The organism is Streptomyces sp. NBC_00637 (assembly GCF_045161545.1).
Classification (GTDB): Bacteria; Actinomycetota; Actinomycetes; order Streptomycetales; family Streptomycetaceae; genus Streptomyces.
Genome location: NZ_CP109046.1, coordinates 978251 through 1003114 on the forward strand (window position 1 = coordinate 978251; position 24864 = coordinate 1003114).

The window sequence follows — 24864 nt, forward strand, 5'->3', positions numbered from 1 at the left end:
CTGTCGTCGGGTGGTCAGGCCGTCAGGCCGGCCCAGAAGTCGAGGTTGTGCTCGGCGGCGAAGCCGTCGGTGACCTTGGAGCAGGCCGCCGGGGCCCGGTTGCCCGACGGAGCGGTGTCGCAGGCCTTCAGGGACATCAGGTCGCCCGTCCGGGGGTCGTACGTCGGCCAGGCGGGCGTCCGGGGTCCGTTGGGGTCGCCGTCGGCGGCGAAGCTGCCCCAGTAGCCGATCATCTGCTGCGACAGCTCCAGTTGGTCGTCGTCGTAGGGCAGGGTCTGGCCGAGGTAGTTCCAGAGGTAGCCGAGGTCGTCGACGTGGACCGCGCCCCCGAACGGATAGTCGCGCGCCGTCTCGCTCGTCTGCTGGAGCAGGTCGATCGAAGCGAAGTGCGGGGTGTCGCTCTCGGCGAACTCGTAGGCATAGGTGGGCACCCACTTCGACAGCGCGGTGAACAGCTGCTGCCGGGTGAAGGAGGTGGAGCCGTTCTGGACGGCGGTCCAGGCCTCGCCCGGCGTGTCGTAGGCGCTGAGCGGGTACTCCGCCAGGACCTCGTCGGCGTTCGCGCCGTAGGTGGAGCGCACCTGTTGCTCGTACACCGCGGCGGTCATGGGGGTGCCGAGATAGTCGTAGTTCTGGAAGGTGAACAGGCCGCGTTCGCTGTCGGTCTGCCCGAGCATCACCGGGACGCGGTGGAAGTTGCCGGTCTGGACGGCGGTCCCGGGGTTCACCGGGAAGGCCGTTCCGCCGACGGACGGGGAGACGCCGGCCTTCTTCTGCGCGGCGAGGAGATCGGCGGCGGGTGTGGCGCGCAGACAGGCCAGGACGTCGGAAGCGGTGTCACAGCCGACGGCCCTGACGAACGCGGTGCTCTGCGCCTGCCCCGAGGCCGCCGTCTGCAGGTTGCAGCTGCCGCTGACGATGACGGCGTGCGCGAACAGGCCCTTGGCGGTGGGCGAGGCGAGCTCGTCACAGACCGCGCCGGCGCCGGCGGACTGTCCGGCGATGGTCACGTTCCTCGGATCGCCGCCGAACCGGGCGATGTTGCCGTGCACCCAGCGCAGGGCGGCCTGCTGGTCGAGGAGGCCGTAGTTGCCGGGGCCGTTGCCGCTCTCGGTCCGCAACTCGGACAGGTTGAGGAAGCCGAGTGCACCGAGGCGGTAGTTGATGGTCACGACGATCGCGCCGGTCTGCTGCACGAACCTGCGCGGGTCGGTGTCCTGGCCCGCGCCGCCGGTGTTGCCGCCGCCGTGGATCCACACCACGACGGGGGCGCCGGCCTTGGCGCCGTCGGGGACGTACACGTTCAGGGCGAGGCAGTCCTCGCTGGTGACGGCCTTCTCGTAGCCGGGGTCCCAGCCGGAGTTCTGCGCGCACCGGCTGCCGAAGGCGGTGGCGTCGCGTACACCGGACCAGGTGGGCACGGGCTGCGGGGACTTCCACCGGTCGGGGCCGGAGGGGTCGGCGGCGTACGGGATGCCGAGCCATTCGTCGTAGCCGGTCCGGCTGTCGCCGCGGACCTTGCCCGCGTCGGTGCGCACCACGAGCGACGAGGGGTGTGCGGCGGGTTCCGGGTCGGCTCCGGACCGCAGGGCGTCGGCGGCGACCGGGGACAGCAGCCCCAGGCCGAGCACGCCCACGGCGGCCATGGCGACGGCGATGCGGTGGGATGATCTCGCTCTATTCATGGTTCCCAGCTCCTGACTGCGTGATCGGGAACGGTGAACTGCTGTGGGGGGACGACGATGAGTGGGGGGAGGCGCCCTTCGCGGAGATCGCGCCGACACCGCTCGGCCGTGGTGGGTCGGGCCGACCGCTCGGCCGGAGCGGAGCGCGGGTCACGTGCACTGTGTGCCGTGGGGGCTTGCCGGTGTGTACGAGAACCTAACCGCCCGGCAATATTGTGAGCAATATGCGTGACGAAATTTCCTACAACCTCTGAAGCGAGCCGTCGGCCTCTCGGGCCCGCAGCCTTCACCCGTCGAGCGTGGTCCGGGCGCCCCCGCACACGCCGACATGCCTGGTCGCCCCCGCGGGCGGGCCGCGAGCCCTCGTCGACCGGCCTCCACCGGCCGCCTTCCGGAGCCGACCTCGCCCGTCGAGCCGCCGAGCATTGTCCAACAATCGCGCGCGGCCTCAGCTCGTTGCGGGACTCCGGGGACGGCGCCGTCGAGGTCCGCGCGCCCGCCGTCGGGCCGTTCGGCGCGGGCCGTACGGCCTGGGGTCGAACGGCTCGACGGCCGTATCCGCGCTCGTCGCAGCCGGGGGGCCGGCCCGCGGTCGGCTAGGGTTCCCGCCGCGGTGCTCATCCTCACGGGACACAGGGGTGGTCAAGGTGCAGCAGGACGACACCAACGAGGTCGCGGGCGAGGCGAAGGCGTCGTCCACCCGCTACAGCCAGGCGTACGAGGGCCTTCGCTCGCTGCTGCTGTCGGGGAGCGTCGCGCCCGGCACACGGCTGACCGAGGCGGATCTGACCCGGATGTTCACCGTGTCGCGGAGCACCATGCGCGCGGTACTGGTGCGGCTGGCCCAGGAGGGCTACGTCACCAGCGAGGTCAACCGCGGGGTGCGGACGAGAAGCTTCTCCGTGGAGGAGGCGGTGGACATCCTGGAGGCCCGCGAGACGCTCGAGTCCGCGCTCGCCGGCAAGGCGGCGGAGCGGGCCACCGACGAGGAGATCGCCGACCTGCGGCGCACCTTGGCGGAGATGGCGGAGGCGCGGGACCGCGGCGACCAGGAGGCCTACTCGCGGGGCAACCGGCGCTTCCACCAGCAGATCAAGCTGGCCGCACACCAGAACACCCTGGCGCGCGCCTACGACGCGCTGGTCTATCCCCTCGTGATGCGCCAGTACCGCAACCTCTCCGCCCCGCACCCGAGGTCGGGGTCGCTGGAGGAGCACCAGGCGATCCTTCTCTCCCTCGTCACCCGCAATCCCGACGCGGCCGTCGCCGCGATGCGCCACCACGTCGGCGCCGCCCGCCGGGCGCTGCTGCTGGACCCGCCTCCCGGGACGCCGCCCGCCTGACGGCCCACCGGTTCACGACGAGGCCCCGCCCCTCCCCACCGGCCACCGGCCACCGGCCACCGGCCACCGGAATACTAGCCATGTACTGTATCGGCATGAGTGAAACCACCGGCTCCGGAGGGGCGACGCCCGGTTTTCTGGTGTGGCGGCTGTCGACGAAGTGGCGGGTCGCCGTGGATCGGGCGGTGGCCCCGCTCGGTCTGACCCACGCCCAGTACGCGCTCGTCGCCTCGTTGTACGGAATGCGGCACGCCGGCGAACGCCCCAGCCAGCGCCGCCTGGCCGACCACACCGGCCTGGAGCCGCTCTACGTCTCCAAGCTGGCGCGCGCCCTGGAGTCCGCCGGCCTGATCGAGCGCACCCGGGCTCCCCGCGACCCGCGCGCCGTGCAGCTCGCCCTGACCGAGCGGGGCCAGGACGTGACGCGACGGGCCGTCCAGGTGGTCCAGGGGTTGCTGGAACAGTTGCTGGAACCGCTGGGCGGCCTGGAGAGCCCACGCACGCGCACACTCGTCGGCGAACTGCTGCTCCTGCTCGACGTGCCGCTCGACCCGGCCGCACATGACACCCCGGCCCGGGAAGAGGCACCCCCCGGGTAGTGGAATATTCAATCACCGCTTCCGGTTGTCGGCCTCGAAGGAGGCACGAGTGGACACCACATACGAGACGACCGACAGCACCGCCTACTACGCCCACGGAACGCAGGCCGAGCGCTGGGAGCGGGCGCGGCTGTTCTTCGCCGCCAAGGAGTACACCGCCGCCGCGCGGGTGCTGGTCTCCCTGGTCGAGGAGGTGCCGGAGCAGACCGGACCGCGGCTGCTGCTGGCCCGCGCCTACTACCACTCGGCCCAACTTCGGCGTGCCGAGACCGAGTTGCGGCTGATCATCGAGCGAGAGCCGGTGGAGCACTACGCCCGGCTGATGCTGGGCCGCACCCTGGAACGGCAGGGTCGGCACACGGAGGCGGGACCGCACCTGCGCCTCGCCTCGGCGCTGGCCGGGGACTTCCCCGAGGCCTGAGCCCGGTACGACGAGCGGCCCGGCGGTGACACCGCCGGGCCGCTTCCTGTGCGGCGCGCGGGCCGCACCTGTGTGCTGGCCCACCGGCCGCTTCCGTGGACAGGGCCGTCAGGCGGCCGTCCGCCGCCCCCGCCGGTGCGCGATCTCGCCGAGGACGACGTCCACGACCAGGAACCCGGCGAGCGGAATGCCGAGGAGCGGGACGAAGTAGCCGACCACGGCCACCCCCGCCAGCAGCGGGACGAGGACGTACGGCGGCACCTGCGCCCAGGCACCGCGCGGGACGGGCCGGCCGAAGGCCGATCCTCGGCCGCGCTGCCACCACATGCGGTAGCCCCACACGATCAGCAGGATCAGGGAGCCCGCGAGAGCCATCAGCGCGAGCTGGTTGACCAGCCCGAACAGGACCCCGGTGTGCAGGTCGATGCCCCAGCGCGTCAGCTTGGCGAGCAGCGGATACTCGTCGAACCGCAGTACGTCGGTGACCTCCCCGGTGGCCGGGTCGACCGCCACCGCGTCCTGCTTCTCGGGCCAGCTGCGCTGCACCTGCTTGACGACGTACGCGGAGGACGCGTCCGCGGGCGGGACGATCTCGACCGGGTCGCCCAGCCCCTCGGTCCGGGCCGCGGCCAGGATCGTGTCGAGTCCGACGCCGTGCTCGCCGTCCCCGCCGGCGGCGGAGGCCGTGTCGTGACCGGCGTGCTCGCCGCCGCTCGCGGCCGCCGAGACCGACGGGGTGGCCTGACCGAGCGAGGTGCGCAGTACGTCGACGTTGGCGCCCGCGTAGGTGGACCAGGTCAGTCCGGTCGCGGACAGGAAGATGAAGCCGGCGGCGGCCCATACGCCGACGGTGCCGTGCAGACCCAGCGTGCGGCGCCGTCCGGTGGTGCCGCGGACCTTGCGCAGTGCGCGTCGCCGGGAGAACCAGAGCACCAGACCGCCGCCCGCTATCACCCACAGCCAGCTGGCGGCGAGTTCGCTGTAGAGGCGGCCGTTCTCGCCGAGGTGCAGATCGCGGTGGAACTCGTCGATCCAGGTGCGCAGCGGCAGCGCGCCGGTGGAGCCGTACTGCTCCAGCGCGCCGCGCACCTTGCCCGTGTACGGGTCGACGAACACGGCGAGGGTGTGGGTGGCGGCGACGCCCTTGACGCCGGACAGCATCACGCGGGTCGTGGCGTCGTCCTGCGGCGAGGGGCGGACGGCCGAAACCGTGCCCTCGGGGTGGGCCTCGCGGGCGGCGTCCACCTGCTCGGAGATCGGCAGCTTCGTGTCGCCGACCGGCACGGTCATCTCGTGGGAGTACACGAGCTTCTCGGCCTGGAACGCGCCGGCGTACAGGAACCCGGTGGTGGCGGCGACCAGCAGGAAGGGCGCGACGAACACACCGGCGTAGAAGTGCAGACGCAGTACCAGCGGGCGCAGGGGGGCCCAGGGGCCGCGGGACTTCGGCGCGGGGGCCACTGCGTGCGGGGTCTCGTCCGACGGGGGTGCCCCCGTTCGAGCGGAGCCGGGATTGGGGGAGGTCGAGGGAGCGGTGGACATGGCGGGGCTTCTCCGGGGGCAGGAGGAGTGGGTCGGGGACAGCGGTCCGGGGGACGTCTTTCAGCCGTGACGCACCAGTAGTCGGCGGAAGGTGGTGCCGAGTTCCCGCCGATTCGAGTGACGTGCGTCACACACCGCACTGTCGTGGCATGCTGGCCGGATGGCATCTCCCAGTCCCCGCGCGCCCCTTGCCGAACGGATCGAGGAACTCCTCGCCCCGGGCGGCCCGTTGCCCATCGTCGCGGCCGGGGACCCGGTCCTGCGGACGGGCACACCGCGCTACGAGGGCGAGTTGGACCCCGCTCTGCTGGCCCGGTTCGTCGAGGCCCTGCGCGTCACCATGCACGCGGCGCCGGGCGTCGGCCTCGCCGCCCCGCAGGTCGGAGTGGCGCTGCGGATCGCCGTCATCGAGGACCCGGCGCCGGTGCCGGAAGAGGTGCGGCTGGCCCGTGGACGGGTGCCCCAGCCGTTCCGGGTCCTGGTCAACCCGTCGTACGAGCCGCTCGGTCCGGCCCGCGCCGCCTTCTTCGAGGGCTGCCTGAGCGTGCCGGGCTACCAGGCGGTGGTGGCCCGGCACGCCGAGGTGCGGCTCACGGGCACGGACGAGCACGGCCGGCCGCTGGACGAGGTGTTCGGCGGCTGGCCCGCCCGTATCGTCCAGCACGAGACGGACCACCTCGACGGGCTGCTCTACCTCGACCGGGCCGAACTTCGCTCGCTCTCGGCCAATCAGGCCGTGCTCGAACGCTGGACGCAGCCGACGGCGGACCCGGCCGCGAGGGCGCTGGGCTTCGAACTCCCCTGACTGTCGGGGCGATCACGGCGGCGAGCGGTCCGCGCGGCGCCCTCCCGCTCGGAGGGCTCGCCGCCACGGCCGTGGGACTCATCGCGTCCGCTCGACCGCTCTCCCCCGACGGACGCGACACCGCCGGGCCCGGCGGTCGGTGATCGGCCGGGCCCGGCGGTGACGCGTGATCAGAGGCGGCTGGGCGCCGCCGCGCCGTAGGAGGAGCGGATGGCGACGCAGTCGGGGTTGGGGACGGCGACGGAGGTACCGGTGGCCGTCAGGCGCCCGGATCGCGGGTCCACCCGGAAGAGGTCGACCGTGCTGCCGGCCTCGTTCGCGACGAACAGCCAGCGCCCGTCGGGGTGCGGGGAGAAGCTCCACGGCGTGACGCCGCCGCAGGGCAGGCGCTGCGCCTCGGTGAGCAGCCCCGTGCCCGGGTCGACCGAGAAGACGACCAGGGAGTTGTCGCCGCGGTTGGAGGTGTAGACGTGGCGGCCGTCCCGGCTGATGGTCAGTTCGGCGGCGCTCGTCGTGCCGGTGTGGCCCGGAGCGTTCGTCGTCAGGAGCTGACGGGAGGTCAGCGTGCCCGTTCCGCCCTCCCACGCCAGGACTTCGATGTCCGCGGTCAGCTCGTTCAGCAGGTACACCGACCGCCCGTCGGGGTGGAAGGCCAGCCGTCTTGGACCCGACCCCGCTGCCGTCGCGTACGCACCGGGGCCGTCGGGCGTGCCGGCGTACATCCGGCGCGTCGCGCGGTCGTAGTCGTAGACGAACACCCGGTCGGCACCGAAGTCGGCGACCAGGGCGAACCTGCCGCCCGGGGCGACGACGACATGGTGCGGGTGCGGCCCGGCCTGCCGTGGGTTGGGGCCGGAACCGGTGTCGTGCACGCGGGAGGCCACCGCCCCCAGCCCGCCGTGCGCGTCGACCGGAACCGTCGCCGCGGAGCCCGTCGAGAAGTCGGCGACCAGCAGCGTGTCGGCGCTCCGGTTCAGTCCGATGTACGACAGTCCGCCGACGGCGCCCGGGGCCTCCTGCGTCTGGATCTCGCCGGTCTGCCGGAGGGCTCCCGACGTGTCGTCGATGCGGAAGACGCGGATGGAGCCGCCCTGCTGGCCGGCCGCGACGTAGAGGACCGGGCGGCTCGGATGGACCGCGACCCAGTTCGCACTGACCTCCGCCACGGAACCGAGGGGCGTCATCGTCCCGAGGACGGGGTCGAACCGTACGGCGTGCACCTGGTTGCGACCCCAGGTGCCGATGTAGAGCAGGTCGTCGGACCGCCGGGGGGCGGCGGCGGCCGAGGTGGTGGTGAGCAGGGGCAGCGCCGCCGCGGTCGACGCGGTGACGGCTGCCAGTATGGTCCTGCGGGACGGCCTGCCGGGTGCCGGTGGTCCGTCACCGTCGGCCGCGTGCGGGAGTTCGTTCATGGAGGGCGCTTTCCTCTCACTCCGTGCCGGGCTGATGTCGTTCATTTCTTGGGCTGGGGCCGGCGGCGGGCCGCCAGGCCGAGACGCTTGAGGGCGTAGGTGTCGAGCGCGGTGAGCACGCCGTTGAGGGAGAGCGTCAGCGCGACGAGGACGATCAGGCCGGCGAACTCGGAGGCCGCGTCGAGGTTCTGGGCGGCGGTGAACAGTTCGTGTCCCACACCCTCGGAGGAGGCGATGAACTCACCGCCGATGACGCCGAGGATGGCCAGCGGGCCGCCCGTCTTGAGCGCGGCGAAGAAGGGGGCGGCGAGCGTCGGTATCGTCACGTAGCCCAGGACGTGGTGCTTGCGCCCGCCCATCACCTGGACGACCTCGACGAGCTCGCGCTCTCGCAGCCGCAGTCCGAGATAGATGTTGTAGAAGACCACGAAGGCGACGCCGGTCATCGCGATGGTGATCTTCGACCACTGTCCGATGCCGAAGAACAGCAGGAACAGCGGCGCGAGCGCGATCTTCGGGATGCCGTTGACCGCCGCGACGAGCGGCTCGAGCACCTTGCCCAGGAGCGGGAAGGACCCCAGGACCAGGCCCATCACCGTCCCGGCGGCGACGCCGAGTCCGAAGCCGGCCAGCACCTCGGTGGTGGTCACCTTGATGTCGGTCCACCCGGAGGCGGACCCGAGCATCGTGGTGAGGGCGTCGTACACGTCGGTGGGCTTGCTGACCGCGTACTCGGGTACGACGGGGCCGCTCGTCAGCTGCCACAGGACGAGTGCGGCCGCGATCACCAGGATGCGCAGTGCGATGACCGAACCCGTGCTGTGCCAGCCGGGGTGTGCCTTCCTGGCGGGCCGTCCCGATGTGTCGGGCTCGGCCACGGAGTTGTCGATGACGGTTGCCATGGTCTGCTCCCTTCCGGTGCGGTTCGGCCGTGTCACGGCAGGTAGGTGTTGGTCCAGTTCTCGGAGGTCACGCTCGCGTCCGGCACCGCTTTGATGCCGTCCTTCACGAAGGCGACGGTCTTCTTCCAGCCGGCCGCGTCCTGCTTGGCGGTCGTGGGCCAGTCCACCTGTGAGACGGCTTGGCTCAGCACGTCGTCGGGCACGCCCGGCAGGCTCGCGCGCGCCGCCGCCAGCACGGCCTTGTCGTCGGCGGAATGGGTGTCGAGGTAGGTGGTCGCCTGCTGCACGGCCGTGGCGAATCCCCTGACCGTGGCGGAGTCGCTCTTGGCGTAGGACTCCTTCACGACCACGACCTGGCCGTACCCGGCCTGCTCGTAGGCCCACTCCGGCACCTTGGCCGGGTCGGCCACCACGATGCCGTCACCCTCGTGCTGGACCTGCAGCGGTATCGGCTCGGAGGTGATGAACCAGTCGACCTCACCCTTGGTGAGAGCGGCCTTGTCGGCGGCCGGACTCGGCAGCGAGACCCACTTCAGCTTGTCCGGGTCGACACCGTGGGCCTCGAGGAAGATGCCCGCCTCGGCCTTGGTGTTGGCGGAGCTGGCGCCGGCCGTCGAGTCGGCGAGGGCTTCGGCGACCTGGGCGGCGGGGGTCTCGGCGGTCAGACCGTGCTCCTTCGCGAATGCCGTGCTGACGACGATGCCGAGCGGGTTGCCCCCTCCGTTCGTGGCCACGGAGAGCTCCGGCAGGCCCTTGGAGAGGCCGGCCAGGTAGCTGGTCGGGCTGGAGTTGAGGAACTGCACCGAATTCGACTGCAACGCCGACGTGCCGGTGGAGGCGGTCAGCGTCACGTACTTGATCTTGATCTTCTGCTGGTCGAAGTACCCGTTCTCGTCCGCGAGGCGGATGGACATGTCGAACACGTTGCCGCTCACGCCCACCGAGACGGTGGTCCTGCCGTCCGAGCCGACCGACGAGCCGTCGCCGCCGCAGGCGGTCAGGCACGCGGCACCGCACACCACGGAGACGGCCACGGCCAGGTGCGGGCGGTTCATGCGGTAGTTCATGGGAACTCCTTTGTTCACCAGGCTTGCTGAGTACGGAAGAATCGGTTCCAGAAATCGGTGCGGGCCGGATCGGACACGGGAACGGTCCGGAAGCGCGCGCCGATCTCCATGACGGTGGCGGCGCCCGAGAAGGCCGGCCAGGGCGGCAGGCCGCTGCCGTCGGGATCGCCGGTGGAGACGAAGTTGGTCCAGTACGCGGAGACGGTCCGGGCGATCGCCCGGTCCTCCTCGGTCCACGCGCCGGTGCCGCCCGCGGGGTTGCGGAAGACGTAGTCGATCTCCGAACCGTGGCCGGCCCGCCTCGGGCCGCCGTCCGGCGCCGGGGCGCGGTGGGTCCAGAAGTAGGTGTGCAGACTGCCGGTGGCGTGACGGATCCACTCCGCACCCCACAGGCACGTCGAGATACGGGAGTTGTCGCGGGCCGCACGACTGCTCGCCCGTGCGGCCTCGTCGTCCGAGGCGGCCGGGTACAGCCGCAGGAACTCCTCGGCGAGCACCCCGAACTTCCGCCGGGCCGCCGCGACATGCTGCTCGAGGCTCAGGTTGACCGCGGGCGAGCCCGGCCGGACGGTCCTGCGCCCGCCGCGCAGGGCGGCGACCATGGTCCCGGGTACCGCACCGCTCTCGTCGAGATTGTTCCCGGTGAGGTAGTCGACGTCGTTCTGCAGGCCCTTGGCGTACGTCTCGTCGTAGCCCGCGGGCAGCGCCCAGCCGTCCAGCACCGGACGGAACAGCGGTGGCGACGTGAGGCTGCCGGTGTCGACGCTCGCGTCCACGGGGTGGTGCCCGTCCACGAGCTTCCGCCAGTGCAGGGACCGAAGCCCCTCGGCCGTGCTCGCGCCATGGGTGCGCGCGTAGCGGTCGCCGGCGCTCTCGGCGTCCGCGAGCACCCGGTAGCTGGTGGAGAGGTATCGGAGCTCGGGATCGCGTGCGTACCGGGCGTGGCTCTGCGCGATCGCGCGATGGAACAACCCGGCGGCGAGGGGTGACATGGCCAGGAAGTTCACCATGCCGGCGCCCGCCGACTGGCCCGCGATGGTGACGCGGTCCGGGTCGCCGCCGAAGTGCGCGATGTTGTCACGCACCCAGCGCAGGGCCGCCACACAGTCGAGCAGCCCGTAGTTCCCGGAGGACCGGTGTGCCGACTCGTCGCTCAGCTCGGGTGTGGCCAGGAACCCGAAAGCGCCCAGGCGGTAGTTGAAGGTGACGACGACAAGGCCGTCGCGGGCCAGGTTCTCGCCGTCGTAACGGGGGTTCGCCCCGGTGCCTTCCCGGAAGCCGCCGCCGTAGATCCAGACGAGGACCGGGCGCCGCTCCTCACGGCAGCCCGCCCCCGTCCAGATGTTCAGGTTCAGGCAGTCCTCGCTCATGGGCACGTCGACGCCGGTCGCGGCCGCCTCGGTCGGCGCCTGTGGACACATGGGGCCGAAACGGTCGGCTCGCCGAGTGCCTTCCCAGGCCGGGGGTGGTTGCGGCGGCCGCCAGCGCAGGTCGCCGACGGGCGGGGCGGCGTAGGGGATGCCTCGGTAGACCGTGACGGTCCTGTCCCGGCAGAGGATGCCTTCGACGGGTCCCGCTTCGGTGTCCGCGGTGGGGCGGCCCATGGGGTCCTTTCCGCCCCGGCCGAGGCTCAGCTGCGCAGTGGCTCCGGGGACTTGTCGAGCAGCAGCGCCCTGCGGGCGGAGCCGACGTGATGGCGCATCGCCGCGTTCGCCGCGTCGGGGTTGCGGGTGACGATGGCCAGGAAGATGGCCTGGTGCTCCTCCAGCGACCCGGTTCGCGGGTGCTGCGCGGAGAGGTTGCGGTACTGCCGCATCACCAGGGGGTAGAGCAGCGTGTCGTAGGCGCGCGCCAGGGTGATCTGGTGCGCGGCGTGTTTGATCTGCTGGTGGAAGCTCCGGTTGCCGCGCGAGTAGGCGTCCTGGTCCTCGCGGGTCTGCGCCTCCTCCATGTCCTGGAGCGTGTGGCGCAGCTTCTCGACTTCCTCGGCCGTGGCCCGCTCCGCGGCCTTGCCGGCCAGAGCGGACTCCAGGATCTCGCGGGCCTCCAGGATGTCCGCCGCCTCTTCGATGGAGAAGTGACGGGTGCGCACCCCCCGATTGACCTCGCCGGTGACGTAGCCCTCCTGCGTCAGCCGGACCAACGCGCTGCGCACCGTGCTCCGCGACACGTCGAACATCCGCGTCAGGTCCGCCTCGGTCAGGCGCGTGCCGGGCTCGATGCTCCCGGACAGCAACAGGGAACGCAGCCCCTCGTAGGCGTGGCTGTAGCGGGTGCCGGACGCCTTCGCCCGCGTTTCGGCATCCATGCTTTCGCTCTCCACCGCGACCAGCCTCGTCTTTCGTGATAGTGAGATCTGAGGCGGGAACAGTAGCCGACGGCAAGGCAGGTCAGCTCCCGTGCTCGCCCAGGGACGGGTACAGGCGCCGGGCCGTGCCGGCGAAGATCTCCCGGCGGTCCAGTTCCGGCAGACCCGTGAGGACTTCTTCGGCGAGGGCGCGGAGTTCGGGCAGGGACTGCTCGGCCGCCGGCAGGTTCGACCCCCAGGCGATCCGCCCGGCGCCGAACGCCTCGACGACCGGGGTGAGGAAGTCGTCCGCCTGCTCCCCCGCGTCCCGCAGCCGTTCGAGGTTGCGGTGGGTGAGCTTGAGGTGCAGGCCTGGGTGCGCGGCCAGTTCCGCGACTTCGGCGCCGGCGCGGGCGGGCGAGGCGGCGATGTCGGGATAGCCGATGTGGTCGAGAAGCACCGTCACGTCCGGGAACCGCTCCAGGAGTTCCACCAGTTGCCGGGTGGCCGGTCCGAGGCGCATCTGGAGGCAGACCGGCAGGTCCAGCTTCGCGGCCTGCTCCCAGAAGGGGAACGTCTCCGGGGCGACGAACCACTCGCCCTGCGTGGGTACGGTGCTGCCGCTGGTGAACAGCCGCACCCCGGACAGTCCGCCTTCGCCGACCGCGGTGCCGAGGTTCGCGGCGGCGTCCGGGCGCAGCGGGTCGACGGTGCCGACGGCGACGAAGCGCCGCGGCCGACGCCGACTGCTGTCGAGGACGTACGAGTTGTCGTAGCCGTAGTGGGTGGTGGCCTGGACGAGGACGGCCTGGTCTATGCCGCTGTCGTCCATGCGGGCGACCATGCCCTCGGCGGTCACCGGCCGGGTCGCGGCCCACTCCGATTGCTTGCCCCCGATCGGGGCCTTGGGATAAGCGCTCGGATCCTCGGAGATGATGTGGCAGTGCGCGTCGACGAAGTCCACGTGTGGTGCTCCCTTGTCCTTGGTGTGTGCCGTACGGGCCGGTTCAGGCGTCCGGGTAGTCGCCCGCGGCGAACAGCGACGTGAGGTCGGCGGGGAAGTCGGCGTCCAGCAGCCACTGGTCCTTCGCGAACCGCACCATCGCGTCCAGACCGGCCTCGTTGGCTTTGATGCCGTAGGGGACCGGGTCGCCGCCGATCGCGCGCCCCTGTCGCCTCAGGCGGGGGACTGCCGACCAGTCGGGCCGGGCGGCGAGGTGGCGACGCTTGCTCTCCGCGAACGCCGCGTACAGCTTGGTCGGCAGGCCGGGGTCGCGCTCCACGAGTGCGGAGCGGATCGAGATCAGCGAGTGCAGGGGGTAGACGCCGGTTCGCAGGTAGTGGTCCACGGCGAGCGTGTCGGCCTCGGGGAAGAGCGGGTAGGGCGAGGCGTCGCCGGCGGGTTCCGGGTCGGTCGCCGCCGTCCAGCCCGCCCGGGGCGAACCCGCCCGGCCGGTTCCCGCGTTGCCGGTCAGGGCGGCGTCGATCTCCCCGGCACGCAGCAGTTCGCCCAGCGACCGGCCGTCGGTGACGCGCTCGACGTTGGCGGGGGCCCGGCCTTCGATGTGGTCGTCGTCGTCCACCACCCAGGTGATCTTGTCGATGTCCACCCCGTACTGGTCCCGCAGTACGCCGCGCACCCACACGCCCGTGCTCACCGAGTAAGCGCGCACTCCGACCCGGCGTCCCTCGAGGTCCTTGGGCACGCGGATGCCGGACCGGGTGGCGCACTGCACGTCGCCGTGGTGGAAGCGACGGTTGAGGAACACCGGTATCGCGGTCAGCGCGATGCCCTCCTGGCGGGCCATCAGGTAGGAGACCGGCGCGAGTTCGCACACGTCGAACTCCAGGTCCCGGATCATCCGCCGGTAGGCGCCGATGACCGGCCTGACCTCCACGGGATCGATCAGGAACCCGTCCACCTCGGTGTCGCCGTCCAGCAGCGGCCGCGCGTGCGGGAAGTCTCCGAGTACCACGGTGAGCTTGTCCATGTGCCGTCCTTCGTTGTGTCCGGTTCCGGTCCGACGGTGCGCCACGGCTCTCAGCCGCCGAGGCGCGTCGGTGAGACGCCGAGTGCCGCGCAGGACCGCTCGACGAGTTCGTCGAAGTCCACCGCCCGCGGGATCACGTCCTGCTCCAGCGCGTAGCCGGCCGCCTTGGTGAATGCCGCGCGCAGCCCCTCGAAGCCGACCGGGTGCAGGGCGACCGGGCCGCCCTGCTCCTGGGCGGTGAGCACCGCCCGCATGGCGTCGTACGCGGCGAGGACGGCGTCGGCATGCTCGGCGGCGGCTGTCTCGGAGACGCCGACCACGTGGTTGACCGGGATGAACCCCTGGTCCTTCGACCACTGTTCGGCGACCTCGTGGGCGCCGGCGACGGCGGTGCGGATACGGGCGTCGGAGGGCAGTTCGTTGCCCATGATCCCGAAGTCGACCCGGCCTTCCAGGAAGTCCGCCGGCAGTGTGGTCCCCGCCGGTGCCCGCTCGACCCAGGACGGGTCCTGGGCGCCGTCGACGTGGTGGCCCTCGTACGTCCTCCAACGCGCTTTGCGCAGGTCGACGCCGTACTGCTCGGTGAGGAATCCGCGCACCCACACGCCGGTGGTCTGACTCCAGGCACGGACTCCGACGCGGTGACCTTCCACGTCGGCGACCGAGAGGGCGCCGAGGGTCACCAGGGTCTGGTGCTGGTGGCGTCCGAGGGTGGTGACCGGCAGCAGCAGCACCGGCTTGCCGTGGGCGACGGCCTGCAGGACGGTCACGATCGCCAGCTCGCACAGGTCCACGTCCGACGCGTTGACGAAACCGCGGGAGGCCTTGTGCACCGGCTTGACGGCGACCCGCTCCGGCTCCGAGCCCGCCGCGCGGGCCGCCGACAGCGCGGCTGCCGCGAGATCGTCACGGCCGAGCACCAACTTCATCTTCTCTCTCCTCTGTTCGGTCTCTGTCCGCGGGAACGGGGACTCGGCGTTCTCCGGAGGGCGCCGTCGGCGGCGCGTGGTGCCGCTCGTGGTGGCGCCGCAGCAGGTCGGCGCCGAAGTCGTTGCCGTTCGGGGTGCGCACGATGGTGTGGATGTGCCGGCGCGAGGGGTAGTCGTTGTCGAAGAGCACACCGGCCATGTGCTCGAACTCGACGAGGATCACGGGACTGTGGAAGCGGTAGTAGAAGGTGCCGTCGGGGTCCCCGGCCCACGCGAAGCGGGTGTCCCCCTCGTGGGCCCGCACCTCGTCCATGCGCACCCGGGCGTGCCGGTCGCCGGCCCGGTTCACGTACAGGCCCAGGAGCCGCAGCGCGGTGTCCCGCTGGCCGGCGGACATTCCGCTCAGGGGCAGCCCCTGGTAGTCGAGCTCGAGGTTGTCCCGGAAGGCTCCGGCGAACAGCTCGTCCGGCAGCGTGTCCGCGACGACGGCCCGCTCCCGCTGCCGGCCGTCGAGCTGGGTGAACAGCTCATGGCCGAGCGCCTCTTCGCCTCGGAAGGCCACGGTTCCGGCGTACTTCCCCGTGCCGGCGACCACCGGCTCCGCGCCCAGGAAGGAGGGGGTGAGGACCATCTGGTCCCCGACGAAGACGCAGTTGATGTTGACGTGGTGCCCGTCGAGCTGCCAGCCCCACGGGCCGCCGTTCTCCGGCTCGCCGTAGAGGGAGAACCAGTACAGCCACTCGTTGAGTCCGTCCGTGTTGCCGCTCATCTCGCCGATGGTGAGATTGAGGTGCATCAGATCGACCATCTGGCGGTAGCCGTCCGCGCTGAGACTCTCCCGTATGACGGCGAGGGCCCGTTCGCGGCCCGCGTCGTCGAAGTCCTCCAGCAGCAGGCCGTGGCGCAGGAAGTACCTGGCGCCGTTGTTCCAGTGGCGCCAGCTCACGTCGTCCATGGCGAACCGGCCCTCGGCGAGCTGCTTCCGCGTCAGGCCGGCGAGGTAGTCCTCCGCCGCCCGGTACACCTCGCGGACGTCCGCACCCGTGCCGCGCAGCGGGAACAGTCCCGGCTCGACACCCCGCGAAGTGGCGACTCCCCGGAACGGCTCGTCCGCCGCCTTCACCCGCCAGGCGACCTTCTCGAGCAGGTCGGGTGTCCAGACCTCCGGCTTGCGTGTGGGCGGGTTGCCCCGCTTCCGCAGGCCCACCGGCTCTCCCATCTCTGCTCCTCCACTCGGTGTTCTTCCGCGGGTGCGCCGCCCGGCGGCGCACCTCTGCCGATCCCCTCCTCACCTGTCGAGGAAGGCCGTCCTCTTCTCGATGGCCGCGACATCGACGGGGTCGCCGATGAGGCCCTGCTCCAGGGCGTACCGCCCGGCGATCTCCAGGCAGGCGGTCAGTGACGCGCTCCAACCGGCCGCGACCGCGCGCCCGGCAGGCGAGTCGTCCCGCCCCCCGGCCGTGTCGTCGATCGTCTTCTTCAGGGCCCGGTACACGGCGAGCACGGCTTCCGGCCGGGTACGCAGGACGTCGTCGCGCACCACCAGAAGATGGTTCGCCGGGATCGTCTTGTGCCGTTCGGTCCACGCCAGCCCGGCGTCCTCGGCGTCCGCCACGAGCGGGACCAGTCCGGCGCCCTGCCCGCCGATCGCCTTCGGGCCCAGAACCGCTGCGCAGACGTCGTGGGAGCGCAGCAGGTCCGCGACCCTCCCGGCGCCCGACCGCTCCACGTACGCGGGATTCGCGTACCGCGCGACGTGGACGTCCTCGGTGGTCACCCAGGTGACGTCGGAAGACTCGACCCCGTACTCCTCGCGCAGCCAGCCGCGTACCCACAGGCCGGTGGTCTGGCCGTACGACCGCACGCCCACCCGCCGGCCGACGAGGTCCCGGGGGCCGAGTTCCGGACCGTCGGGCAGCCTGGTCAGGGAGCGGTGGTGGGTGCTTCCGACCAGCACCACCGGCAGCAGGCTGACCGGGACGCCGGCGTCCCGTGCCTGGAGGTAGGTGGCCGTCGGCATCTCGCAGATGTCGTAGGCCAAGTCGCGCACCATGCGGGCGAACGCCGGGGGCAGCGGGACGGACTCCGGGTACGCGCAGTCCACCCCGGCCACGGGGAGGGTTCCGTCCTTGAGCGGCCGGGTGTGCGGGTAGTCGCCCAGCAGCACGGACAGCGGCGCCGTCGGACGCGTCTCCCGCATGCCGCTCACACGTCCTCGCCGTACTGGATGCGGCGGTACGGCGTGCTCAGCACCTCACGGGTGATGCGGACGTCGATCACGGTGGGCCGGGGGGAACGCACGTACTCCGCCAACGCGTCGCGCAGTTCCCGCGCCGTGCGGACGGTCGCCCCGCCACCGCCGAGCGCCTGGGCGACCGCGCCCAGTTCGGGCGTGGAGATGGTCGCCAGTTCGGGGTCCAGCCCCTTGGCCTTCGCCTTGTGGTACTCGGCGCCGAGACCCTGGTCGTTCATCACGACGACGAGCAGCGGGATGTCGTACCGGCACGCCGTCTCGAACTCGGCCAGGTGCATGAGGAAGCTCGCGTCGCCCTCGACCACGAAGCCGGGCCGGTTGCCCTTCGCGACCAGCTGGCCCATGGCGATCAACGGGGCCTGGCCGATGGCGCCGAACATGCCGTAGTTGGAGAGCACGTCACGGGAGCGCTGGAAGAGCATGGTGCCGAAGTCGGTCTGGTGCCCGCTGCCCAGCACCAGCCCGATCTCGCCGGGGAGTTCGTGGTCGAGGATCCAGATCGCCTCGCGCGGGTCGAGCCGCCCGGGCTCCCGCACGTACTCCGGCTGTCGGAGCCGGCCGGTCAGGTGCTGGCGGACCTGGTCGGTGTGGTATCCCTCGATCCGTACGGACCGCTCCCCCAGCACCCGGGTCAGCTCGCCGAGGGCGGTGACCGCGTCGGCCTGCAGATAGCAGTCCGCCGTCCTGCCGTTCCCCATCACCAGGTGCGGGGCGGTGTCGATCTGGATGTACGCGGCCTCGGGGTAGAGGTAGCCGCTCTCGATGGTGTAGTGGTTCAGGCTCGCCCCCACCGCGATCACGCAGTCGGCCTCCTGCAACAGCTCCATCGAGAGCTTGTCGCCGAACAGGCCCGACAGGCCGACGTGGAAGTCGGTGCGGTCGCACAGCCAGTTCTTCGCCTGCAGGGTGGTGGCCAGCAGCGCGCCGGTCCGTTCCTGGAGGGCGAGGATCTCCTCGCCGGAGTCCGCCCTGCGCGCACCCCGTCCCGCGATGATCACCACGCGCTCGGCGTCCTGGATCAGGTCGCAGGCCGCCTGGACCCTGGCCGGGTCCGGCAGCGGCCGGGCCGTCTCGATCAGGGCGGTGGACGGTACGTAGTTCTCGTCGTAGTCGTCCATCTCGGCGACCTGGACGTCGAAGGGCGCACTGATCATGACCGGCCTCGACCTGGTCCGCGCAAGGTAGAAGGCCTGTCGTACGGCCTCCTGCGCGTTCTCGGGCCGGGTCACCTGGAGGAACTCGCACTCGACGGCGGCGGCGAAGCGCCGCTGGTCCAGATACTGGGTGGCGCTCTCGTCACCCAGGGGGGTCTCGCCGCAGAAGGCGACCAGGGGGGTGCCCGCGCGGCTCGCGCAGAGCATCGAGGTGGCCAGCTGCGAGACGCCGGGGCCGCTGGTCGTGGTGACCACGCCCGGCCGGCCCGCGCCGCGGGCCCAGCCGTCCGCCATGCCGAGGCCGGAACCCTCGTGCCGCACCTCGTACAACCGCACCCCTCGGTCGGCGAGCGCGGCCATCCAGTGCATGTTGGCGTCGCCCATCATGCCGAAGACATCGCTGGTGCCTTCCTTGACGAACGCCTCGGCCAGTGCCTCGTAGACCTTCACCGCTGGGACTCCTCAGTGTTCGCCGCGGCCGTCGCCCGCGCTTTCAGGACGCCGTCGAGCCGTGCGAAGACCCGCAGCGCGTTGCCTCCGTAGACCGCCTGACGGTCGGTGTCGCTCAGGCTGCCGATGGAGTCGAGGGTGTACTTGGTGTCGTCGAACCGCCGCCCGGTCTCCGGGTCCACGCTGCGGACCGCGCCGATCATCTCCGAGGCGAACAGGACGTTCTGCGCGGGGATGATGTCCAGCAGCAGTTCCATGCCGCGCTTGTGGTACACGCACGTGTCGAAGTAGACGTTGCGCAGGATCGACTCCTGCAGCGGTGGCCGGCCGCGGTCCCGCATCATTCCGCGGTAGCGCCCCCAGTGGTACGGGACGGCGCCACCGCCGTGCGGGATGATCAGCCTCAGCGTCGGGAAGTCCTTGAACAGGTCCGACTCGCACAGCTGCATGAACACCGCGGTGTCCCCGGCGAGGTAGTGGGCGCAGGTGCCCTGCATCGCCGGGTTCCTCGACATGGCGACGTGGACCATCGCGGGGACGTCGAGCTCGACCATCTTCTCGTAGAGCGGGTAGTAGACCCGGTCCGTCAGCGCAGGCGCCTGGTAGTAGCCGTCGGACGGGTCCGGGTTGAGCAGACAACCGACGAATCCCAACTCCTCGACGCAGCGCTCCAGTTCGGCGACGGAGTTCCGCACGGAGGCGGCCAGTGCGTCACCGGGCGACTGCGGAAGCTGGCACGCCCCGACGAACCGCTCGGGGAACAGGCCGCACACCCGGGCGATCAGGTCGTTGCTGACCCGGGACCAGTCGAGGCTGGTCCGCTCGTCGCCGTAGTGGTGGGCCATCTTTCCCGCGCCCGGCGAGAAGATCGTCAGGTCGGTGCCGCGCTCGGTCTGGAGCTTCAGCTGGCCGTTCTCGATGGCGGTGCGGATCTCGTCGTCGCCGATGCGCAGTTCGTCGGGCGAGACCCGGGCGCCGGACCCCTCGAACGCCCGGATCTGCCTCTCCCGCCACTCCCCCAGCGCCGGTGGCGCCGTGGTGAAATGGCCATGACAGTCGATGATCATGAGTTACTCCGAAGATTGCGATGCGATGGTCGCCTGGGGTGCGGGCGGGGCCGAGGCCCCTGTCAGGCGCGGCCGGTCAGCTCTCGGGCCCTGTGCAGTCCGGGGTACGTCCGCACCGGAGCCGACATCAGGAACCGGTAGCCGTCGTCGAGTACGCGCTCGACGTTGTCGGCGGTGACGTGCGGGTGGCCCACGGCGACCCCGCGCTCACCGCAGATGTCGAGGATCCGTCGCTTGCACTCCAGGACGCGCGGGTGTTCGTACTGGCGGGGACAGCCCAGTTCCTGGCTCATGTCGCCCTCGCCGATCAGGACCAGCCCGATGCCCGGCACCTGGTCGAGGATGTCCGGCAGGTTCCTGATGCCGAGCTGGTCCTCGATCATGAGGCCGACCAGGAGCTCGCCGTCCGGGGCGAGCGGCCACACGTCGGCCCTGGCGTAGTACTCGATGTTGGAGATGCCCCAGTAGCGGGTCGCCGCGTGCGGGCCGTCCCCGCGCAGGCCGGCCGGCTCGTAGCGGGGAGCGTCGGGCAGCCGCGGGTAGCGGCAGGCGGCGACGGCGTTCCGGGCTTCCTCCACCGTGGAGATGTGCGGCCAGATGATGCCGAACGCACCGAGGTCCAGTGCTTGCTTGGCGTGCCACTGCGCCCTCTCCGCACCGTTGGCGGGAATGCGCACGATCGGGGTGACGTCCGGCGCGAGACTTGCCGCCTCATGGACCCGTCGCCTGCTGAGCAGGTACTGGAAGCCGTCCTTCAGCGCGTTGACGTCCCAGGGCTTGTGCTCCATCTCGAACACCACGGCGTCGTAGTCCGAGTTGCTCAGCTCGATCGCGGACGCCGGATCGGCCGCGGAGAAGGTCGCGAAGACGTGCTGCCCCGCGTCCAGCGCGCCGACGACCTTGTTGAGCCTGGACGTTGTCATCGCCGACCTCCCTGGTCGAGTGCTTCACCGGACGTGCTCCGCGAACGCGATGGCGCCCGCGTCTCCTGCGTCTGCCGCGTCTGCTGTCCCGGACGCTCGGACCGCCGCCGCGCCCACCACGCCCGCAGGCGGGCGAACAGGCCGGCCGGCCGTGACGGATCCGGGCGCACGCCGTGGGACACCGCCGTGTCGGGCTCGGCGGACACTGCCGCGACCGGCTCGGGGGATGCCGCCGCGATCGGCTCGGCAGAGGTCGCGGCGCACTTCCGGATCAGTTGGTCGGTGAACTCCTTCGTCATTCGGGAGACCACCATCCCGGCGCCCGACTCGATCAACTTGGCGAGTTTGCCGTTGAGTTTGATCTCCCCGTCGCAGAAGACCCTCGAGGTGTCGGGGGTGTCGCCCTCCACGACCCGGAAGGTGGCGCCGGCACTGAAGCGGGTGGCGCCCTGCCCATCCGCGCCGCGGGCGGCGAGACGGCCCTCACGCGCGGACTCGTCCAGATCCAGCGAGACCCGGGCCGCGAACTTGACCCGTAGACCGCCGAACCTGATGGCCAGGTTGCCGTCGAAGGACCCGTCGTCGTGCGAGTCGCCGAGTTCGGCGCCGCCGATGCAGGACACGACGGCCGAAGGGTCGGAGATGATCTCCCAGACACGTTCGGGCGGACTCGGAACAGCGATCTCTTCCGTGATCGATATCAAATCTGTGAACCTCACTCGGGGGCAGGCGCGACGTCGGACGGGGCAAAGGGCATGACGGCACGACCGGCGTGGCGGCTTGGGGTGCGGAGCTCCGGGGACGGGTGGGCGGCGCGCAGCGCGCTCCGGCTGCGGGGGGCTCGGCCGTGCTACGCGGCGGCCTTGCGCTCGGCGGCGAACAGGCTCCACAGGTCGTTGTAGAGCTCCGCGAATTCGGGGGACTCGACGAGCGAGCCGATCTGGCGCGGACGTTCGAAGGGAACCTGAAGGACACGGCGGATCGTGCCGGGGCCCTTCGACATCACGATGACCTCGTCCGCCAGGTAGATGGCCTCGTTGAGGTCATGCGTGACGAAGATCAGCGTCCCGTTCTGCTCGCGCCAGATGTTGAGCAGTTCTTGCTGGAGTTCGAGCCGGGTGATGGCGTCCAGCGGTCCGAACGGCTCGTCCATCAGCACGATGGACGGGTTGTAGATCAGGGCTCGCGCTATCGCGCAGCGCTTCTGCATCCCGCCCGACAGCTCGCGTGGGAAGTGCTGCTCGAATCCGGTCAGGCCGACGAGCTCGATCCAGTGCGCGATCCGCTCATCGCGTTCCGCCTTGGGCACCCTGCGGAACTTCAGCGCGAGTCCGATGTTGGCCTGGACAGTCAGCCAGGGCAGCAGGTGGGACTGCTGCGTCACGTACGCCGCGTCGGAGTTGACGGAGGTGACCGGCTTTCCCGCGTAGTGGACCCGCCCTTGTGTGGGAGTGAGCAGTCCCGCGGCCAGGTTGAGGATGGTGCTCTTTCCGCAACCGCTGGGACCGATCACGGCGACGACCTTGCCGCGATCGATGCCGAACGACACGTCCTCGATCGCCGGCCGGTGAGTCCCGGGAAACTCCAGCGTGACGTGGTCGAGGCGGAGAGCCTCCGACGGGGAGTTGCGCTGTGTGGTCGACATGTCTGCCTCCTCGGCCTCCCCCCTCGCGGTAGAGGAGGCGGGGCCGTGCGCTCGCGCCTGGGGCGGCGGTTGTGGGTGGCGGTGTGGTGACGGTGGTGGGTCCGACGGACGCTGACGGCCCTCGGGGCGGGCCGGCTTCTGCTGCTGGTGCGTGCCCTGGACGCCACCTTGCAGCGCCTGGATTGTCTGACAACCAGCCAGGCGAAGCTAACACCGCCACCCAGGCGGCACAAGAAGTGTGCAGAAAGAAGCGGTTTTTCATAGGTACGTCGACTGACGCGGCTTGCAAGTGTCAGACAAAATACGATCGCCCTCACGATGTCGGCGGTCGCCGCACGAGGGGTGACGGAGCGTCGGGAGACGACCGGCGGCGCTCGTGCGGGCTGCTCCGGGTCGCTCGCCGGTCCCGCGCTGTCCGGCGCGGAGACGTCGGCCCCGGGGCCCCGGGCATGCGGGGGACCACCGGTGAGGTTGCGGGCGCGCAGAAGGTTCCGTCGCGGGGTGTCGCGTACAGGACGCCGGTGGGCCCGCGGCCGATCGGTGGAGGGCGCCGGGCGCGTTGTCCGTCGGAGGGGGCCGGGAGGCGGGACCGACGGAACCGATGTTCGTGCGGGCGAGGGCCGAGAGGAGCACGGCGCGTCGTCGATGCCGGGGGCCGCCCTCCCCGCCGCCGCGCTCTTCTTCGTCAACGAGAGAGCCGCCAATCCGCGCCGCGCGGGCTGCGTGGGCGGGTCACCCCGGCCGCCGGGCGACAGCCCCTGCCGGCTCGGCGCGCCCGGCGCTTCGCTGCCCGAAGCAAGCTCCGGCGCCTATGACTTTCCGCCGGACGGGGAAATCCTCCGAGGGCGTTTTCGCCGTCCGGCGTCGACGGCGGTTGCTAGCCCCTGAACGCCTCCAGCAGGCGCAGCCACACCTCGCTGAGCGTCGGATAGGACGGGACGGCGTGCCACAGCCGGGCGAGCGGAACCTGGCCGGCGACCGCGATCGTCGCCGAGTGGATCAGCTCGCCGACGCCCGGACCGACGAAGGTGACGCCGCGCAGGATCTCGTGGTCCAGGTCGACGACCATCCGGGCGCGGCCCTTGTAGCCCTCGGCGTACAGACCCGCGCCGGCCACCGAGGACATGTCGACGTCGACGGCGCGCACCCGGTATCCGGCCTGTTCGGCCTCGGCGAGCGAGAGGCCGACGGCGGCCGCCTCCGGATCGGTGAAGACGACCTGGGGGACGGACTCGTGGTCGGCCGTGGCGGCGTAGGCGCTCCACGGGTCGCTCTCCGGCAGCTCGGTACCGGCCGCGCGGGCGGCGATGGCGGCGCCCGCGATCCGGGCCTGGTACTTGCCCTGGTGGGTGAGGAGCGCCCGGTGGTTGACGTCACCCACGCCGTAGAGCCAGTCGGTGCCGGTGACGCGCAGACTGTCGTCGACGGTCAGGAAGGAGCCCGGCTCCAGGCCGACCGTGTCCAGGCCGATGTCGTCGGTGCGCGGGGCCCGGCCGACGGCGAAGAGGATCTCGTCGGCCTCGATCCGCTCGCCGGTGTCGGTGACGACCACGACGGTGCCGCCGGAGCGGGTCACCGACGTCACCGAGGTGCCCGTACGCACGTCCGCGCCGGCCTCGGTGAGCGCCTCGGCGACCAGTTCGCCGGCGAACGGCTCCATCCGGTCGAGCAGGCCCTTGCCCCGCACGAGGAGGGTGACCTGCGAGCCGAGGGCCTGCCAGGCGGTGGCCATCTCGGTGGCGACGACTCCCCCGCCGACCACGACGAGCCGGCCGGGCGCGGCCTGGGCGCTGGTGGCCTCCCTGCTCGTCCAGGGGTCGACCTCGGCGATGCCCGGCAGGTCGGGCAGGGCGGCGCGGGTACCGGTGGCGACGACGACCGCGTGGCGGGCCGTGAGCACCTTGTCCCCCACCGTCACCGTGCGCGGGCCGGTCAGTCTGCCGTGGCCGCGATGGAGGTCCGCGCCGATGCTCTTGATCCAGTCGACCTGACCGTCGTCCGTCCAGTCGCCGGTGAACCAGTTGCGGCGGGCGAGGACGGCCGACGTGTCCAGCGGGCCCTGCACCGCCTCGCGCAGGCCGGGCAGCCTGCGGGCGTCGGCGCGGGCGATCACCGGGCGCAGCAGCGCCTTGCTGGGCATGCAGGCCCAGTACGAGCACTCGCCGCCGACCAGTTCACTCTCCACGACCGCGGTGGTGAGGCCGGCCGCACGGGTGCGGTCGGCGACGTTCTCCCCCACGGGCCCGGCTCCGAGCACCACCACGTCGTACAGGTTGGTTTCCGTTTCCGTCATGGGGTCAGTCTGGTGGGTGGTGTGCGGGGAAGCCACACGGGTAGGGGCCGGAATACGCGTCGGGCCGGCCGTGTTGTCGCGGACGGCTTCACTCC

Annotated in this window: 22 protein-coding genes; 4 read left to right on the forward strand and 18 right to left on the reverse strand. The window is 71.5% G+C overall.

Annotated elements, in window-relative coordinates; translation table 11 throughout:
* Window positions 1-14: 14 nt before the first annotated feature.
* Complete coding sequence (locus OG440_RS04205) at window positions 15-1685, reverse strand: carboxylesterase/lipase family protein (protein ID WP_406005462.1); 1671 nt, start codon at window positions 1683-1685, stop codon at window positions 15-17.
* Between the two features lie 647 nt (window positions 1686-2332).
* On the opposite strand from OG440_RS04205, the gene OG440_RS04210 reads away from it, so the two are divergent.
* From OG440_RS04210 to OG440_RS04220, 3 genes are all read left to right on the forward strand, one after another.
* Window positions 2333-3028: a GntR family transcriptional regulator gene (locus OG440_RS04210; RefSeq protein WP_406005463.1), complete on the forward strand. Its 696-nt coding sequence runs from the start codon at window positions 2333-2335 to the stop codon at window positions 3026-3028.
* 95 nt (window positions 3029-3123) lie between these two features.
* Window positions 3124-3627 (forward strand): MarR family winged helix-turn-helix transcriptional regulator, encoded by a 504-nt coding sequence (locus tag OG440_RS04215; protein WP_406005464.1) that lies wholly within the window; start codon window positions 3124-3126, stop codon window positions 3625-3627.
* Window positions 3628-3676: 49 nt separating this feature from the next.
* On the forward strand, window positions 3677-4048 hold the full coding sequence (locus OG440_RS04220; protein ID WP_406005465.1) for a tetratricopeptide repeat protein: 372 nt from the start codon (window positions 3677-3679) through the stop codon (window positions 4046-4048).
* Between the two features lie 108 nt (window positions 4049-4156).
* Here OG440_RS04220 and OG440_RS04225 read toward each other — a convergent pair whose 3' ends face one another.
* Window positions 4157-5590, reverse strand: coding sequence for a PepSY-associated TM helix domain-containing protein (locus tag OG440_RS04225; protein WP_406005466.1), 1434 nt, complete (start codon window positions 5588-5590; stop codon window positions 4157-4159).
* A gap of 160 nt (window positions 5591-5750) precedes the next feature.
* Here OG440_RS04225 and OG440_RS04230 point away from each other — a divergent pair, with 160 nt between their 5' ends.
* The gene (locus tag OG440_RS04230) at window positions 5751-6395 is read left to right on the forward strand and encodes a peptide deformylase (RefSeq protein WP_406005467.1); all 645 of its coding nucleotides are present in this window, start codon (window positions 5751-5753) and stop codon (window positions 6393-6395) included.
* Window positions 6396-6565: 170 nt separating this feature from the next.
* Here OG440_RS04230 and OG440_RS04235 read toward each other — a convergent pair whose 3' ends face one another.
* The 16 genes from OG440_RS04235 to OG440_RS04310 all read right to left on the reverse strand — a co-directional run bounded on the left by OG440_RS04235 (window position 6566) and on the right by OG440_RS04310 (window position 24769).
* Window positions 6566-7807 (reverse strand): lactonase family protein, encoded by a 1242-nt coding sequence (locus OG440_RS04235; RefSeq protein ID WP_406005468.1) that lies wholly within the window; start codon window positions 7805-7807, stop codon window positions 6566-6568.
* Between the two features lie 41 nt (window positions 7808-7848).
* The gene (locus OG440_RS04240; RefSeq protein WP_406005469.1) at window positions 7849-8709 is read right to left on the reverse strand and encodes an ABC transporter permease; all 861 of its coding nucleotides are present in this window, start codon (window positions 8707-8709) and stop codon (window positions 7849-7851) included.
* 32 nt (window positions 8710-8741) lie between these two features.
* Window positions 8742-9776: an ABC transporter substrate-binding protein gene (locus OG440_RS04245; protein ID WP_406005470.1), complete on the reverse strand. Its 1035-nt coding sequence runs from the start codon at window positions 9774-9776 to the stop codon at window positions 8742-8744.
* A 14-nt stretch (window positions 9777-9790) separates the two neighbouring features.
* Window positions 9791-11380, reverse strand: a complete 1590-nt coding sequence (locus OG440_RS04250; RefSeq protein WP_406005471.1) for a carboxylesterase/lipase family protein — start codon at window positions 11378-11380, stop codon at window positions 9791-9793.
* A 26-nt stretch (window positions 11381-11406) separates the two neighbouring features.
* A complete protein-coding gene (locus OG440_RS04255; protein ID WP_406005472.1) occupies window positions 11407-12084 on the reverse strand; it encodes a GntR family transcriptional regulator in 678 nt (225 codons plus the stop codon).
* An 82-nt stretch (window positions 12085-12166) separates the two neighbouring features.
* Entirely contained in the window at window positions 12167-13027 is an 861-nt protein-coding gene (locus tag OG440_RS04260; RefSeq protein ID WP_406005473.1) for an amidohydrolase family protein, read from the reverse strand.
* A gap of 43 nt (window positions 13028-13070) precedes the next feature.
* Entirely contained in the window at window positions 13071-14054 is a 984-nt protein-coding gene (locus OG440_RS04265; RefSeq protein ID WP_406005474.1) for an ABC transporter substrate-binding protein, read from the reverse strand.
* Window positions 14055-14104: 50 nt separating this feature from the next.
* The gene (locus tag OG440_RS04270; RefSeq protein ID WP_406005475.1) at window positions 14105-14983 is read right to left on the reverse strand and encodes a hypothetical protein; all 879 of its coding nucleotides are present in this window, start codon (window positions 14981-14983) and stop codon (window positions 14105-14107) included.
* A complete protein-coding gene (locus OG440_RS04275) occupies window positions 14961-16202 on the reverse strand; it encodes a DUF3500 domain-containing protein (protein WP_406005476.1) in 1242 nt (413 codons plus the stop codon). Before OG440_RS04275 ends, OG440_RS04270 begins: the two co-directional genes overlap by 23 nt.
* Window positions 16203-16271: 69 nt before the next feature.
* The gene (locus tag OG440_RS04280; RefSeq protein ID WP_406005477.1) at window positions 16272-17183 is read right to left on the reverse strand and encodes a hypothetical protein; all 912 of its coding nucleotides are present in this window, start codon (window positions 17181-17183) and stop codon (window positions 16272-16274) included.
* Window positions 17184-17188: 5 nt separating this feature from the next.
* Entirely contained in the window at window positions 17189-18841 is a 1653-nt protein-coding gene (locus OG440_RS04285) for a thiamine pyrophosphate-binding protein (protein ID WP_406005478.1), read from the reverse strand.
* Window positions 18838-19908, reverse strand: coding sequence for an amidohydrolase family protein (locus OG440_RS04290; protein WP_406005479.1), 1071 nt, complete (start codon window positions 19906-19908; stop codon window positions 18838-18840). Before OG440_RS04290 ends, OG440_RS04285 begins: the two co-directional genes overlap by 4 nt.
* 62 nt (window positions 19909-19970) lie before the next feature.
* Window positions 19971-20831: an HpcH/HpaI aldolase/citrate lyase family protein gene (locus OG440_RS04295; protein ID WP_406005480.1), complete on the reverse strand. Its 861-nt coding sequence runs from the start codon at window positions 20829-20831 to the stop codon at window positions 19971-19973.
* Complete coding sequence (locus OG440_RS04300) at window positions 20828-21535, reverse strand: SRPBCC domain-containing protein (protein WP_406005481.1); 708 nt, start codon at window positions 21533-21535, stop codon at window positions 20828-20830. Before OG440_RS04300 ends, OG440_RS04295 begins: the two co-directional genes overlap by 4 nt.
* Before the next feature lie 146 nt (window positions 21536-21681).
* Window positions 21682-22476 carry an ABC transporter ATP-binding protein gene (locus OG440_RS04305; protein WP_406005482.1) on the reverse strand — a complete coding sequence of 265 codons (795 nt, stop codon included), beginning with the start codon at window positions 22474-22476 and terminating at the stop codon, window positions 21682-21684.
* An 877-nt stretch (window positions 22477-23353) separates the two neighbouring features.
* Window positions 23354-24769, reverse strand: a complete 1416-nt coding sequence (locus tag OG440_RS04310; protein ID WP_406005483.1) for a dihydrolipoyl dehydrogenase family protein — start codon at window positions 24767-24769, stop codon at window positions 23354-23356.
* Window positions 24770-24864: the final 95 nt, after the last annotated feature.

Coding starts and splice junctions, on each gene's coding strand:
- OG440_RS04310 (WP_406005483.1), bottom strand. CDS start 24,769: ATGACGGAAACGGAAACCAACCTGTACGACGTGGTGGTGCTCGGAGCC.
- OG440_RS04240 (WP_406005469.1), bottom strand. CDS start 8,709: ATGGCAACCGTCATCGACAACTCCGTGGCCGAGCCCGACACATCGGGA.
- OG440_RS04265 (WP_406005474.1), bottom strand. CDS start 14,054: ATGGACAAGCTCACCGTGGTACTCGGAGACTTCCCGCACGCGCGGCCG.
- OG440_RS04280 (WP_406005477.1), bottom strand. CDS start 17,183: ATGCGGGAGACGCGTCCGACGGCGCCGCTGTCCGTGCTGCTGGGCGAC.
- OG440_RS04255 (WP_406005472.1), bottom strand. CDS start 12,084: ATGGATGCCGAAACGCGGGCGAAGGCGTCCGGCACCCGCTACAGCCAC.
- OG440_RS04250 (WP_406005471.1), bottom strand. CDS start 11,380: ATGGGCCGCCCCACCGCGGACACCGAAGCGGGACCCGTCGAAGGCATC.
- OG440_RS04275 (WP_406005476.1), bottom strand. CDS start 16,202: ATGGGAGAGCCGGTGGGCCTGCGGAAGCGGGGCAACCCGCCCACACGC.
- OG440_RS04235 (WP_406005468.1), bottom strand. CDS start 7,807: ATGAACGAACTCCCGCACGCGGCCGACGGTGACGGACCACCGGCACCC.
- OG440_RS04245 (WP_406005470.1), bottom strand. CDS start 9,776: ATGAACTACCGCATGAACCGCCCGCACCTGGCCGTGGCCGTCTCCGTG.
- OG440_RS04225 (WP_406005466.1), bottom strand. CDS start 5,590: ATGTCCACCGCTCCCTCGACCTCCCCCAATCCCGGCTCCGCTCGAACG.
- OG440_RS04205 (WP_406005462.1), bottom strand. CDS start 1,685: ATGAATAGAGCGAGATCATCCCACCGCATCGCCGTCGCCATGGCCGCC.
- OG440_RS04230 (WP_406005467.1), top strand. CDS start 5,751: ATGGCATCTCCCAGTCCCCGCGCGCCCCTTGCCGAACGGATCGAGGAA.
- OG440_RS04215 (WP_406005464.1), top strand. CDS start 3,124: ATGAGTGAAACCACCGGCTCCGGAGGGGCGACGCCCGGTTTTCTGGTG.
- OG440_RS04295 (WP_406005480.1), bottom strand. CDS start 20,831: ATGACAACGTCCAGGCTCAACAAGGTCGTCGGCGCGCTGGACGCGGGG.
- OG440_RS04305 (WP_406005482.1), bottom strand. CDS start 22,476: ATGTCGACCACACAGCGCAACTCCCCGTCGGAGGCTCTCCGCCTCGAC.
- OG440_RS04270 (WP_406005475.1), bottom strand. CDS start 14,983: ATGAAGTTGGTGCTCGGCCGTGACGATCTCGCGGCAGCCGCGCTGTCG.
- OG440_RS04290 (WP_406005479.1), bottom strand. CDS start 19,908: ATGATCATCGACTGTCATGGCCATTTCACCACGGCGCCACCGGCGCTG.